General features: G+C 50.2%; 13 protein-coding genes and 2 tRNA genes. 4 read left to right on the top strand and 11 right to left on the bottom strand.

The window, feature by feature from the left end; all coding sequences use genetic code 11:
* Positions 1-56 precede the first annotated feature (56 nt).
* Genes NT239_15680 through rpoE form a run of 6 tightly spaced genes read right to left on the bottom strand, consistent with a single transcriptional unit; the run spans position 57 to position 4,316 of the window.
* Positions 57-296, bottom strand: coding sequence for a glutaredoxin family protein (locus NT239_15680; protein ID XGA72822.1), 240 nt, complete (start codon positions 294-296; stop codon positions 57-59).
* A complete protein-coding gene (locus NT239_15675; GenBank protein ID XGA71175.1) occupies positions 296-1,699 on the bottom strand; it encodes a DegQ family serine endoprotease in 1,404 nt (467 codons plus the stop codon). The genes NT239_15680 and NT239_15675 overlap by 1 nt, the downstream gene beginning before the upstream one ends.
* A gap of 16 nt (positions 1,700-1,715) precedes the next feature.
* On the bottom strand, positions 1,716-2,186 hold the full coding sequence (locus NT239_15670; protein XGA71174.1) for a SoxR reducing system RseC family protein: 471 nt from the start codon (positions 2,184-2,186) through the stop codon (positions 1,716-1,718).
* 22 nt (positions 2,187-2,208) lie between these two features.
* Entirely contained in the window at positions 2,209-3,186 is a 978-nt protein-coding gene (locus NT239_15665; protein ID XGA71173.1) for a MucB/RseB C-terminal domain-containing protein, read from the bottom strand.
* Positions 3,187-3,672, bottom strand: a complete 486-nt coding sequence (locus NT239_15660; protein XGA71172.1) for an RseA family anti-sigma factor — start codon at positions 3,670-3,672, stop codon at positions 3,187-3,189.
* A 32-nt stretch (positions 3,673-3,704) separates the two neighbouring features.
* Positions 3,705-4,316 (bottom strand): RNA polymerase sigma factor RpoE, encoded by a 612-nt coding sequence (gene rpoE, locus NT239_15655; protein ID XGA71171.1) that lies wholly within the window; start codon positions 4,314-4,316, stop codon positions 3,705-3,707.
* A gap of 167 nt (positions 4,317-4,483) precedes the next feature.
* On the opposite strand from rpoE, the gene nadB reads away from it, so the two are divergent.
* Positions 4,484-6,073, top strand: coding sequence for an L-aspartate oxidase (gene nadB, locus NT239_15650; GenBank protein XGA71170.1), 1,590 nt, complete (start codon positions 4,484-4,486; stop codon positions 6,071-6,073).
* Positions 6,074-6,120: 47 nt separating this feature from the next.
* Here the strand turns inward: nadB and NT239_15645 are convergent, their stop codons facing one another.
* The 4 genes from NT239_15645 to rnr form a co-directional block, all read right to left on the bottom strand.
* Positions 6,121-6,549, bottom strand: coding sequence for a hypothetical protein (locus tag NT239_15645; protein ID XGA71169.1), 429 nt, complete (start codon positions 6,547-6,549; stop codon positions 6,121-6,123).
* Positions 6,549-7,259 carry an SIMPL domain-containing protein gene (locus NT239_15640; GenBank protein ID XGA71168.1) on the bottom strand — a complete coding sequence of 237 codons (711 nt, stop codon included), beginning with the start codon at positions 7,257-7,259 and terminating at the stop codon, positions 6,549-6,551. Before NT239_15640 ends, NT239_15645 begins: the two co-directional genes overlap by 1 nt.
* A gap of 128 nt (positions 7,260-7,387) precedes the next feature.
* The gene (locus NT239_15635; GenBank protein XGA71167.1) at positions 7,388-7,747 is read right to left on the bottom strand and encodes a hypothetical protein; all 360 of its coding nucleotides are present in this window, start codon (positions 7,745-7,747) and stop codon (positions 7,388-7,390) included.
* A 95-nt stretch (positions 7,748-7,842) separates the two neighbouring features.
* Positions 7,843-10,395: a ribonuclease R gene (rnr, locus tag NT239_15630; GenBank protein ID XGA71166.1), complete on the bottom strand. Its 2,553-nt coding sequence runs from the start codon at positions 10,393-10,395 to the stop codon at positions 7,843-7,845.
* 121 nt (positions 10,396-10,516) lie between these two features.
* Here rnr and NT239_15625 point away from each other — a divergent pair.
* Positions 10,517-10,603 (top strand) — tRNA-Leu (locus NT239_15625).
* Positions 10,604-10,634: 31 nt separating this feature from the next.
* Positions 10,635-10,721 (top strand) — tRNA-Leu (locus NT239_15620).
* Between the two features lie 745 nt (positions 10,722-11,466).
* Here the strand turns inward: NT239_15620 and NT239_15615 are convergent.
* On the bottom strand, positions 11,467-13,173 hold the full coding sequence (locus NT239_15615) for a protein adenylyltransferase SelO family protein (protein ID XGA71165.1): 1,707 nt from the start codon (positions 13,171-13,173) through the stop codon (positions 11,467-11,469).
* A 153-nt stretch (positions 13,174-13,326) separates the two neighbouring features.
* Here NT239_15615 and NT239_15610 point away from each other — a divergent pair, with 153 nt between their 5' ends.
* On the top strand, positions 13,327-14,019 hold the full coding sequence (locus NT239_15610; protein ID XGA71164.1) for a hypothetical protein: 693 nt from the start codon (positions 13,327-13,329) through the stop codon (positions 14,017-14,019).
* The last annotated feature ends 80 nt before the right edge of the window (positions 14,020-14,099 follow it).

Genomic DNA, 14,099 nt, shown 5'->3' with positions numbered 1-14,099 from the left:
GCAAGAAAATAAAACGGGCACGCCACGCGTGCCCGGTTGTGCGTTAATCCGCGATTTTAGCCTAAAACGGCCAGCCTAGCATCCAGTGCCGCTTGATCCAAATGATAGTGGCAGATTTCCTGCCCCTTCTCATCGGTTAACACCGGCACCAATTCACCGTACAAAGCTTCAAGCGCATCAATATCTTCAATATCAATCCACTCAAATTCAAAGCGTCCCGCCGCTTGCACCAGCAATTGATCCTTCATCACATGGCACAAGCTGCAATATTCGCGGCCAAACAACTTTAGTTTGATCATTTAGCCGGCGCCTTGATCACCACAAAAGCAGGGTTACCATTTCGCAAAACTCGCAAAGGCAAAGATCCGTTGGGTTTAAGCTCGCTCAAGGCTTTTTTCAGCTGCGCAGCACTCGTCAAATCTTGTCCACCCAAGCCGACAATGACATCCCCAGCCTGTAAACCTGCTTTAGCTGCTTCACCACTGGTATTACGCACTAACAAACCAAAACTAATTCCCAACTGCTTTAGCTGCCTTGGATTTAGCTCCTGAATTGCCAGACCAAATTTACCGGCATCGTCACTATTGCCTTTATATTCACGGGCTTGAGAGTTTTTATCGCTTTCCTCCAATTGACCCACTGTCAACTGAAAGTCGCGCGCCGCTTTATCGCGCCAAACTTGCACTGTTGCTTTTGATCCGGGCTTAGCTGCACTCACTACGCGCGGCAATTCACCTGCATTCGCAATCGTTTGGCCGTTAAACTTCAGCAAGATATCGCCGGCTTTCAAACCCGCTTTTTCGGCGGGGCCGTCTTTTTCTACTGAGCTGAGCAATGCGCCACTCGCTTTAGACAAGCCAAAACTCTTCGCCAAGTCTTCGTTCACGTCTTGAATCGACACCCCGATACGGCCACGCGTCACTTTACCATTGGCTTTGAGCTCATCCGCCACCTTCATCGCAACATCGATCGGAATCGAGAATGACAGACCCATATAGCCACCGGAACGGCTATAGATTTGCGAGTTAATTCCCACGACTTCGCCATTCATATTAAACAGTGGGCCACCTGAATTGCCTGGATTAATCGCCACATCTGTTTGGATAAAGGGCACAAAATTTTCATCGGGCAAGCTACGGCCTTTAGCGGATACAATCCCAGCAGTCACGGTGTTATCTAGGCCAAAAGGCTGGCCAATCGCCAACACCCACTCACCCTGCTTCAATTTATTAGCATCCCCCAAGTCAACCTTGGGAAGATTTGTGCCTTCAATTTTAAGCAAAGCCACATCAGTACGGGCATCAGCACCGACCACCTTAGCTTTAAAGCTACGTTTATCTACCATTTTGACCGTAATTTCATCAGCCTGCGCCACGACATGGGCATTGGTTAAGATGTAGCCATTGCTATCAATAATAAAACCGGATCCCAGCGATTGCGCCTGATGTTGACGCGGTTGACCACCACGCGCTCCGGGTGGCATTGGAAAACCAAAGCGACGTAACAATTCCAATGTTTCCGGATCGATGCCTTGAGCCCCCGCTGCATCCTCACGGACTGATGCCGTAGTAGAAATATTTACAACTGCTTTGCCTTCCTTTTCGACCACGGCCGTAAAATCGGGCAACGCGGCTGTCGCGGCAACCGCCGTCAAACTACCGCTAATCAGTAAGGTCGTGAGCATAAATCGATTCAACATAGTCCCTTCCTCTGGGTCAGTGAGTACGTTTTAGTTCACAGGTTTTCAGCACCTGTCCAGTTGGATGCTTTGCCACAATTGCAGGCTCAGCAGGTTGCATTGGCGTTTTAGGTAACAACCGCAGCACAAAAAAACCAAGGATAAACCCAATGACTGCGCCACTTAAAGTGGCTAATTCACTCTTGGCAGTCACAAAATGACCAATCATCGCGCCCAAGAGCAATAACAGCATGGGTAAGCCATAGGCCCACAGGGCCGTCGAGAGCAAGGCGCGCTCGGCAACACCGATGGTTACTAGATCATTGGCCTGCGCATGCACAGGATTACTAACGCGATAACTTTCCTGCGCATTGCCAAACATACGCGTGATGGCAACTGATTTACATCCTTTTTCGGGGTCGCAACTTCCGCAAGGGGTATGAGGGCGAATTTTTACCCAGGCGTAATCGCCCTCTGCTTTTACAACTTGCGCTTGAGTTTCAATCATGGCTACAGCTCAATGGACAGACTTAGCGTGCATTGTACACGTTCGCAAATGCCTCAACCGTTGCAGCAGGGACTTCGCCCAGAGCAGTGACTAGATAACCGCCACTTTGTCGCGCGTATAAGTGAGTTGCGCCTTGATGAGCCAAACCCAATGGAATGCGTTGATGAAACGATTCAATAAAGATCGATACGGTCGCCGCGCCATCGCTGTACAGATGATGAATGACAGTGCGACTTTTGCCCGGCAAGGTTTTGCGCGTTTGTTTAAGTAAGCGAAAACCCAGGGGCGGTGACTTAATATCCCAACCAGCTTCCTGCGTCACTGCCGCAATACCAGTACTATTATCAATGACTACTGATTGCAACTGGCGAGTAGGCTTTAGCCATTTACGATCAACACTACTCCCCAGCTGTATATTCGTGAACGAGAATAGCTGCGTAGCCTCTTTGCGCATACCCAACACGACCCATTTGAGTAGCAAGCCAGAATGATCGTCAACCCAAAAGCGATGCGGGTAACGATACTGATCATTCGGCTCCAACTGATACACCGTCGATTCCCTACCCGCTACACGCTCATGGCCAAGCAATTGCACTTGATAGGCCACGAGCAATTTATCGAGTTGATCCGGCAACTGGCGCGGAAATAATTTCGCTGTATAACGCCGATCGAGAGCACCAGAATTTTGCTCTGCAGGATAAATACTTACTTGCGTGCCATGACGATAGTATTCACGTGGGGGGCCGTCCAGCGTTTCTCGACGCTCAGCGTCGGTTACCCCGTCCAGCACGTGAATCATGCGATAAGTTGAAACTTCATCGCCATATTGATAAACGTAGGTTCCCGCATACGTGGCACTTTTAGCCGCATTGGCTGCGCGCTCGAGCAACTTTAAGGCTGCATCTTTGCTCAGCGTTTCCGCGGCAACGGCCACACTCATCACGCAATTAGCCAAAACAGCCAGCAAAACGAATCGGGATTTCCAACGAGCGATCAACATCTAGCGCTGTTCTCCAACTTCAAATGAAACCTGTGCCAAATGATCTTCACCCATTGGATTGGCCAAACCAGAACGGTGGGCCGCCAGATAGGCACGCACTTCTGCCGCATCCACCTGAACGTGCTGAACATTTGACACATCAGCACTGGCCAGTTGTTGGTGCGGAGTCGAAGAAGGCAAATTAAATTGCCACACAGCCAATCCAACGAAGGCCACTGATGCGGCGGCAGATAATGGCACCCACCAGCGTTTAGGTTTTTGCAGGCGATTTGGCGCAATAACACGCGGCTCGGCGGCGAGTCGCGCAGAAAATTTCGTCATAAAATCATTTGAGAGCGGGGTTAAACCCTGCATTGCATCCTTGGTGGCGTGCCATTCTTGCCACTGCGCTTGTAATTTCACATCTTGCTTAAGCGCGTCGAGCACTTCATCCCATTGCTCATTAGGCAACTCACCATCCATCAGAGCTGATAGTTTTTCGTTCATCTTGGTATCCTCACTCGATTTCGCTATCGCCCTCACCATCGTTTATCCTTCCCTACCTCGGACAACAGGGGTCTTAGGCGATTCGCAATCGCTTCGCGCGCCCGAAAAATACGGCTTCGTACAGTACCGATTGGGCAATCCATCGCCAGCGCGATGTCTTCGTAACTAAGGCCATCCATTTCACGCAAAGTGATCGCTTCACGAAGATCAGCGGGTAGCGCATCGACAGCCTCATTCACTGTAGAGACAATTTGCCGATTGGATAGTTCAGTTTCGGGCGTATGAAAATCGGGAACTTGCGCTACCGCATCAAGTGTTTCACCATCTTCGTCTTCATATTCAGCCGCCATCATCGGGCGACGACCAAGGGATGACAAATGATTCTTAGCGGTATTGATCGCAATACGATAGAGCCAAGTATAAAACGCACTTTCACCGCGAAAAGACGGTAAAGCCCGATAAGCCTTGATAAAGGCCTCTTGGCTGACGTCTTCTAACTCTGCGGGATCCCGAATCATTCGCGACAACAAGCGCGCAATTCGCCGCTGGTATTTAATCACCAGCATTTCGAACGCACGTTGATCGCCTGCTTGGGCGCGTCGCACTAACTCCTGATCTAAATCGCGGTCGGTGACCTGTGTCAAACTCGTATTCCTATCGTTTTATATTGCCAGTGATGTTCATCATTATTTGGGCGAGTCGCAAAATTACAAGCACCCAGCAGCGTATTGAGTCGCAACATTGGCGAGCTAGCTCTGATAGTATTACAGCTTAGCTAAAGAATCACGCAGGGACTATAGGACTAAACCGCATGCGCAAGTTTGATGTTCTGATTTTAGGAAGTGGGCTCGGTGGCATGACCATCGCTTTACAGTTGGCAGAAAAATTAAAAGTAGGTCTGATCACCAAGCGCGCATTACGCGACGGTGGCAGCGGCTGGGCGCAAGGCGGCATTGCAGCGGTACTCGACGATTCCGACAGCATTGAACTCCACATCAAAGACACTTTCGTCGCCGGTGCGGGCCTATGCGACGCAGACGCCACGCGCTACATCATCGAAAATTCAAAAGACGCGATCGATTGGCTGATTGAAATGGGCGTGCCGTTTACCAAAGATGAAACGGGCGACACCAGCTATCAGGGCTACCATTTGACGCGCGAAGGCGGCCATAGCCATCGCCGCATTATTCACGCAGCGGACGCCACGGGTGCGGCCGTCATTGACACACTAGCGATTAAAGTTGCTGCCCACCCAAATATCACCTTGCTGGAAGAACATATCGCCGTTGATTTAATCACCGAGAAAGCCGCTAACGAGGCCTCCCGTTGCGTCGGGGCCTACGTCTACGACAAAATCAACGATCGAGTCGAAACGATACTGGCGCCATTTACTGTGCTGGCCACGGGCGGCGCGGGCAAAGTCTATTTGTACACGACCAATCCAGACGTTGCGACCGGCGATGGGATTGCGATGGGCTGGCGCGCAGGTTGTCGCGTATCGAATATGGAATTCATCCAGTTCCACCCCACTTGCCTGTATCACCCACACGCCAAATCATTTTTGATTACTGAAGCGGTGCGTGGTGAAGGTGGCATTTTGCGCCTCCCCGACGGTACGCGTTTTATGCCCAACCATGATGAGCGCGCCGAATTAGCGCCGCGCGACGTCGTCGCGCGCGCGATCGACTTTGAAATGAAGCGCGGCGGTTACGACTGCGTGTATCTGGATATTTCATACAAACCCGCCGCTTTTGTCAAAGAGCACTTCCCGAATATTTACCAACGTTGTCTAGAACTTGGCATCGACATCACCAAAGAGCCGATTCCTGTTGTGCCAGCTGCGCATTACACCTGCGGCGGCCTAGTAACCGATCTAGATGGCCGAACTGATCTGGCCAATCTGTACGCTGTTGGTGAAGTTGCTTGCACCGGCTTGCATGGCGCAAATCGCTTAGCCTCGAACTCACTGCTCGAATGTATGGTACTGGGCAAAGCGGCCGCGAGTGATATTTTGGCGCAGCAAGCTCAGCCACTGCCCGAAGTCGCCGAATGGGACGAAAGCCGTGTCACCGACCCGGATGAAGAAGTGGTGATTTCACACAATTGGGATGAGCTGCGCCGCTTTATGTGGGACTACGTCGGCATCGTGCGCACCAATAAACGCCTTGAAAGAGCGCTGCACCGCATTGACTTACTGAAAAGCGAAATTCACGAGTTTTATCGCAATTTCCGCGTATCAAACGATTTGCTGGAGTTACGCAATCTGGTGATTACTGCCGAGTTAATCGTGCGTTGTGCAATGGAGCGCAAAGAAAGTCGCGGCCTACATTACAGCCGCGATTACCCCGGCATCGACACCAACTCTAAACCCACGCTACTCACGCCGGAAAATAAAAAGTAAGGGTATATTACTAGCAGGGTCACATAGCAATCCGTGGCCTTGCATACCTACAGAGGTATTTTTGCCCTACGAACCGCGTTTGGCCACATCCAGCGCAAATAAATACGCCATTGCCGCAAAACCTCGGCATCCGCACTATCAGGCCACACCACGAAATTAATTCGTTTGTTTTCACCCTTCAGATGCAACACCAGCACCTGTGCCGTCAGCACACTACTGGGCTGCAACTCCATTAAATGGCTTGTTCCCTCACTCAATTGCACCTGCATCACGCCATCCGGCAAACATTGAATTGAGCTCACCAAATTTTCGCGCCGCCACTGCCAGAACAAAGACAGCACAAGCACACCATCCAGCGCCAAGGCCATCGGCCACGACATCCACCACGCATTCACGCCAGCAAGCAAATGCATCGACAATAAAAAACCCCGTTGCCAACGCGACACGGGGTTTAGTTTGAGAATTGCGGGCAACATTACTCGCCGACCTGAATGCTGCCATTCACATTAACAACCAGACGACTCTCGCCGGCATCCACTGGCGCAGGCGCTGGTGCGGCTTCGGCCGACATCACCGCGCTCTTATACAGCATTGGACGTGGCGATGGATAATGCGACTGCGTTTGAACATTCATCTGCATCGTCTTCCACGCCGCACCACCCATGCTGCGCTGAATAATAGCCGCACGTTGACGGAAGGCACGAATTCCCTCTTCGATTAAAGCGTCTTCCGCTACTTTGCGACTTTGCTCAGAAACTTCATAACGGATATCAGCCAATTGCAGCGCGATGCCATTGCTTTGCGGCTTTTGCAATTGCGCGATTAATTGCGATAAGGCGGCAAAATCTTTCGAATTGAGTCGCAACTCGCCGCGACTGCGCCATGATTGCAATTGATTGGTTTTGTTATTGTAAATTGGGTAGCTGCTATAACCCGTGCCTGCCGATTGCACGCTCGGGTATTGCTTGAGCTGTTTTTGCGCGGCAGTAATCGTTTGATTGATTTTCTCAGCCAATTTGCTGGAATCGGTATCGGTTAACTCAACAAACAAAGTGGCTTGCGCCATATCGTTGTCGATTTGTCGGCTGACGCTGGCATCTAGATTGACGACATTATATTGCACAGCCGACTCAGCCCAAGCCATGCAGGGCACTGACAATAGCGTTGCAATTAGCATTTTTTTCATATGACTACCCTTGCCCTAATAAGACTGAATGAAAGTCATTTAAGCACAGCGCATATTTTCTCGCTGCGTAAAAAAGTCGCCATCAATGATGGCGACGATTCAGTTTCGGTTCAGCTCTAGTCCAACAATTAATGGTAGTTGTGATCGGTCGGCGTATTGTGAATATCATCCGACACCGCATCCATCACGCCCAGATGAATTTCAACGTCAAACCACTCCCAAAATAGCTTTAAGCTGCGCTTTTCTGGCCACAGCGCATCATCGGCCACCCAAGACGCCAATTCTTGATCGAATAATTTATCGGCAATATCGTCGATAAACGCGATCGAGTCTTCAGGTTCAGCCGCTTCAGGCACCAAAATCACGGTACAGTCCGAGCGAATTTCGGCCAACGTTAAGGTCACATCGTTACCCGGCAAGGCGTTAAGCCAATCCAAAAAAGGCTGCTTGGGGCGAATAATGGCGGCAGAACGGTCTACGATAAACATCCGGTTTCCTTCAGATTTCATATATTTTCAAATTTCAATCAATACTTAAACAATCAGATGGGGGCAAAGCGCCAAAGTGCAATTGCCCCCAAAGTTTAGCGCCGACGACGGCGTGTGCCAGTACTCACTTCACCAGTGGCGGCGGCCGCCGCTTGCGCGCGACGACGCTGCGTAGCGGTACCCGGCTTTTTGCGCTTTGCAGCCGGTTCAGTGGCTACCGTTTTCGCGCGCGGAGTTGCAGGTACTCCGCCAGATTGAACGCGTGGCTTTGCGCTAGTTCGGCGTGTGCTAGCTGGTTCAGTTGCGGCCGTCGGCGTTTTCTCAGCCGCTCTTGCACCGACTTTACCGGTTGTTTTAGCACCCGCTTTAGCGGTTGTTTTAGCACCCGCTTTAGCGGTGGCAGCCGAAGCACTCTTCACGCCGACCAAGCGGCCAAAATCGTCGACCAAGGCAAAATCGATCTTGCTGGTTTCCAAATCAACGCGCACTACACGCACTTTGACGCGATCGGTAATCCGGTACACCTGCCCACCGCGCTCACCTTTAAGCTCTTTGCGCTTTTCGTCGTAATGGAAGTAATCGGTACCCAATTCGGACACGTGCACCAAGCCTTCGACATACAATTCGTCAAGCAGTACAAACATGCCAAAACCAGTCACGGCGGACACTGAGCCCATAAACTCTTCGCCGATCTTGTCTTGCATGTAGTAGCACTTGAGCCAATTTTGCACGTCGCGGCTGGCTTCATCGGCGCGGCGCTCGGTCATCGAGCATTGCACCCCAAGCTGCTCCCACTTCGTTGCTGGCTTGTATTTTTTGCCAGCCAAAATCGCCTTGATCGAGCGATGCACCAGCAAATCGGGGTAGCGACGAATCGGCGACGTAAAGTGCGCATACGCCTCGTAACTCAAGCCAAAATGGCCTTCATTATCAGGCGAATACACCGCTTGCGATAGACTACGCAGCAACATGGTTTGCAATAGCGGCGCATCGGGGCGGTTTTTAATGCTTTCGAGTAATTGCGCGTAATCTTTGGCGCTCGGATCTTCCGCGCCGCCCAAACTCAAACCCATGGTGCGCAAATACTCGCGCAGGTTTTTCAGTTTTTCGGGCGTCGGGCCTTCGTGCACACGGTAAAGCCCCACATGCTCGTTTTTGATTAAAATATCCGCCGCGCACACATTGGCCGCCAACATACATTCTTCGATCAATTTATGCGCGTCGTTACGCACCACCGGCACAATCGCTTTGATTTTGCCAAAGTCGTCAAAACGCATTTCAGTTTCTTGCGTTTCAAAATCAATTGCACCGCGCTCATGGCGCGCAGCAACAAACACTTTATACAAATCGTACAGTGTATTCAGATGCGGAAGCAAACGGGTATTGGCCTGGGCATCTTCCCCATCAGGGTTTTGCAACATATCCCACACCCGGGTATAGGTCAGACGCGCTTTCGACAACATCACCGCTGGGTAAAACTGATATTTTTTAATCTCGCCGGTTTGCGTGACCTTCATATCGCACACCATACACAGGCGCTCAACATCGGGGTTTAGCGAACACACGCCATTGGACAGCGCTTCAGGCAACATCGGAATGACGCGGCGTGGGAAATACACCGAATTACCACGCTCGATCGCGGTTAAATCCAAGGCGTCGTCCGGACGCACATAATGGCTAACGTCGGCAATCGCCACAACCAAACGCCAACCTTTGCCTTTCTTCTCGGCAAAAACCGCGTCGTCAAAGTCTTTCGCCGTTTCGCCATCAATCGTTACCAGCGGCAGCCCGCGCAAATCAACGCGTTCAACGCCTTGCACGGGCTTCCAATCTTTCTTTTTCACTTTTTGCGGCGTCGCGTCGGCTTGCGCTTGCGCCTCTGGGGAAAACACATGCGGCAAATTATGTTTGCGCAGCGCAATTTCGATTTCCATGCCTGGATCGTCGTAATTGCCAAGCAATTCGATTACACGGCCCACAGGCTGAGAATAGCGGGACGGCTGCGCCAACAGCTCAACCATCACCACCTGCCCCGCTTTCGCGCCACCGGTGTTTTGCGCTTCGAGCAAAATATCGCGACTGATACGCTTATCTTCGGCGGTGACAAAAAACACGCCGCGCTCATTATGCAAACGACCAACTAGTCGCTGATTTACATGCTCAAGCACCTCGGCAATGCTGCCTTCTGGCCGGCCACGGCGGTCAACTCCAATGTGCCGCACCAGTACGCGATCGCCGTGCAGGACTTTGTCCATCTCCTTGGGGCCAAGGAATAAATCATCGCCCCCATCGTCACGAATTAAAAAGCCAAATCCATCGGGATGGCCTTGTACTTTACCCGCAATCAAATCGAGCTTTTCGGGCAGGCACAAAGCGCCTTTGCGATTGAGCAAGAGCTGCCCTTCGCGCCCCATGGCCTGCATACGGCGCTCGAACGCGACTAATTCATCTTCACGGATATTGAGTAATTGGGCCAATTCTTCGGCCATGATCGGCGCGCCACGCTCAGCAAGAATTTGCAGAATAAATTCACGCGACGGCAAAGGATATTCATAGCGCCCTTTTTCGCGCTCGAGATAAGGGTCTTGGGCACGCAAGCCAGTGATTTTGCGAGTAGGTTTTTTCTTAGTTACTGGAGTTTTTTCCATTGATCCCGTTTTTTTCATATTAAGGTTGACGCTCTACGTCTGATTGCATATTATAGCGCCTCTCTGATGTAGCGGCGCTGCGAATTTGTAGCTCGTTGCAAATGAATGATTGTTGTGAAGAGCCCAGGTGGCGGAATTGGTAGACGCACTAGGTTCAGGTCCTAGCGCCCGCAAGGGTGTGGAAGTTCGAGTCTTCTCTTGGGCACCAACTCTTCAAACAACATCATAACATCAGACGTGCCCAGGTGGCGGAATTGGTAGACGCACTAGGTTCAGGTCCTAGCGCCCGCAAGGGTGTGGAAGTTCGAGTCTTCTCTTGGGCACCATTTTGTTATACAAAGCAGTACAAAGAAGTCCAATTAGCCCCGTAAAACAAAGGTTTGCGGGGTTTTTTGTATCCAACGCGATCCAAACCTATCTAAGTAAATCCAATATCCATTGTTGGTATCATTGTTGGTATATTTTTACCAAAATCTCAAAAATCACCGCCACACTCACTCAAGCAAAACCCAACTATCCAAGCGTGCAAACCCATCTAGCTTGCAATCCAGTTTTTATTGTTGCCCCCCCAACTTCATATGGCAACAATCATACACAAGAGCCAATCCAAGCATCAAAGTAGTGACATTTCCCAACATACCTCGCGATCGCCACGCTGGGTGATCTAACCCGAACATCGTACTGAGCGTCGATGTCTGCCACCGTTCACAGATACCAGATACCATCAAGCCGCTCATCAAAACGATAATCAATCAACCAAGGCCAAACGCTTGGCGCGTCAGGTTGTCATTGCCATCATACGCAATCGGCCCCTTCTGCTGCGGCATCGGCCTAGATCAGATGGTCGATGGCGTCGCAGGCGAATTGCTGCGGGTGAAGAATCTACAGAATACCTACCAAGGTATTACTATCAAGTAAAATCCACGATTGAATTACAGGCAAATACCCACGAAAAAAAACAAAAAATGATGACATCCATTGCTAGCCAGGAGCGGATCGAGTCAACGGTCTATGATGCTGTGATAATCGCCCTTGCCTTGCTTAACTTACGATGTTTGTGCATTCAGTGATTCAAGACGAACAGCTGTAGTGTGAAATACCACCTGCGCTAAAAAATTCATTCGGTTTTAGTTGATAGTACTTGTCTTCAATCGCCAGCCCTTGTTCGCTATATGGGTCGCTAAAAACCTGTTTTAGCTCTTCAATTAGTGAATAGTCACCATGTCGCGCTTGCTCATACGCGGGTGCAACCAACCATTCTCGCCAAGTGTATTTAGGATTGGTGCCCAGCATATTCATGCGGATCGTATTTAAATCTAATTTTTCATTTGCCAATGCTATATGCCACTGCTCAAGCCAATCTTGCCATTGCTGATCCAGTTCAGTGGAAATTGCTTGGTAAAAGCTTTTTTTCAGGCTTCCGATTTCTGCGGGTATATGTGATAGCTCACGAAAAAAGATCGTGTAATCCAGCTTTGTTTGCGTCATTAACAGAATTAATTGGCTGAATAATCGTTGGGGAAACTCGCTCAAGCCCAATTTTGCGGCCCACATGCTCTGACATTGCTGCTGAATCTCGGCTTTAAAGCTACGGCGAACTTCGTCTAATTGATCCATTGCTTGCTGATCTTGCGCGAGTAAAGCGCGGAGTGCCTGCCAGAACATATGAAAATTAGCCTCGGCGGCGGCAGGCTGATTAAAAAAAGCAAAGTGTTGGCCGCCTCCGGTCCATGGCTGAAAATCGAGCTCAAAGGCTTCACAAAAACCAAAAGGACCATAATCTAGGGTTAATCCACCAGCGTGGCAGTTGTCGCTATTAAAATTACCTTGGCAGAAACCGACCCGCAGCCAATGAGCGACGAGTTTACTTAAGCGCATGCGAAAAGCTTTGGCCAACTCAATAATCTGTTGATTAAATTCAAGGCTTGAATCGATTTCACCTTGATACTCACGCTCAATCAAATGCGCCACGATGGCTTGCAGCTCAGGTAGTGCATTTTCATGCGCATTGACTCGTGCTCGGCGCGCAAACAGCTCGATCTGGCCAACCCGCAAAAATGATGACGCAACGCGAGTTGCAATAGCGACCGGGTTGTCCACCATGATGTCGGGGTCGCTTGAATAGGAATTGGGTGAATACCAAGGCCGTGCAGCCGTTTCGGACTTGGATACAAATAACGTGAGTGAACGCGATGTGGGAACACCAAGGGCGTGCATATATTCTTGGGCTAAAAATTCACGCACACTTGAGCGTAAGACTGCGCGGCCATCACCGCCGCGACAATAGGCCGTTGGCCCGCCACCTTTTAATTGCATTTCATAGCGTTGACCGCGAAACACCCCCTCAAAAACCGAGATTGCACGGCCATCACCATAACCGTTACCAGTACGAAATGGGCATTGTTGGGTATATTCAGCACCATAGATCGAAAGTGCATAGCCCGTTGCCCAGCCATAACGCACCATTGGTGCAGGGACCTGACTTAAATCACCAGAAAATAGCCGCCTAAAACCACGATCATGGACAAGCTGATCGGCTAGGCCCAATTGAACAAAAAAGGCTTGGCTGTGACTAACATACTCGGCATCGCTAAGTGCGGTGGGCTTCACACGAACATAATGGCCAGAATAAACTTGCCTAGCACGATGATCATCCCCGTCTACTGTCCCATTTGGATCTGGCGTGAGGCGACTCATCAAAGAATAATCTACCGCCGTTGCGAAAGTTGCCAAATCAGCAATACTAGGCTGCGCGATAAATTTTGACGAGGCAGTCATTACTAAAGTCCTTGGGTTCCGTGTTGATCTGGATTATTCCGGCGCAGAGGATGTGCCCGTTGCAAATAGCTGTTTAAGCGGCGGTGAGTTTAATTGGTTTATTGCCTATGGGCACCTTTAATAACATCAGCAACTTTACATTTGGTGAACACGATGAGCACACAAAAGCAACCTAGCCTGTTTGGCAATCTACTGCTAAACATTCTGATCCCTACGCTGATACTCACCAAATTAAGCACCGAACAGTGGCTTGGACCTACTTGGGCAGTGGTAGCCGCGCTAGCCTTCCCGTTAGGTTACGGCCTGTACGATTTAAAACAAAGCGGCAAAGTCAATTTTATTTCGATTCTAGGGGTAGTCAGTGTGCTTCTTACCGGTGGCATTAGTTTACTCGAGCTTGACCCTAAGTATTTAGCCATCAAGGAAGCAGCAATTCCCACCCTGATTGGCTTAGTGCTGTTGATTAGTCAGTTTACCCCCTATCCGCTACTCCAAAAGCTGCTTTATAACGATCAAATTCTAAACTTAGCCGCCATCGAGCAAGCCCTAGCTACGGCACAACTACAAGCCGAGCTTGGTAAACGTCTGAGCATTACGAACTACTTAGTAGCAAGCTCGTTCTTTTTATCGGGAGCCCTGAATTATCTCTTGGCCCGTTGGATAGTGGTAAGCCCTCCGGGCACCAGTGAATTTGCGGCCGAACTGGGCAAAATGACAGCGCTTAGCTACCCTGTGATTGCAATCCCAAGCATGATCGTCCTAATGATCAGCCTATGGTACCTGCTGCATAGCCTTAAAAAACTAACCGGCCTGAGCACGGATCAGCTATTAGCAGTGAAGGGTTAATAATGCATATGAGCACTCACACGAACTAACCCGGCTATAAAAGCGGCTATAACGTTGCCAGCGCTTACAAGTGACAACAA

Source organism: Chitinibacter sp. SCUT-21, from assembly GCA_041874755.1.
Lineage (GTDB): Bacteria > Pseudomonadota > Gammaproteobacteria > Burkholderiales > Chitinibacteraceae > Chitinibacter.
Note: the sequence above shows the minus strand (reverse complement) of the source record. Positions and strands in the feature narration are given on the sequence as shown.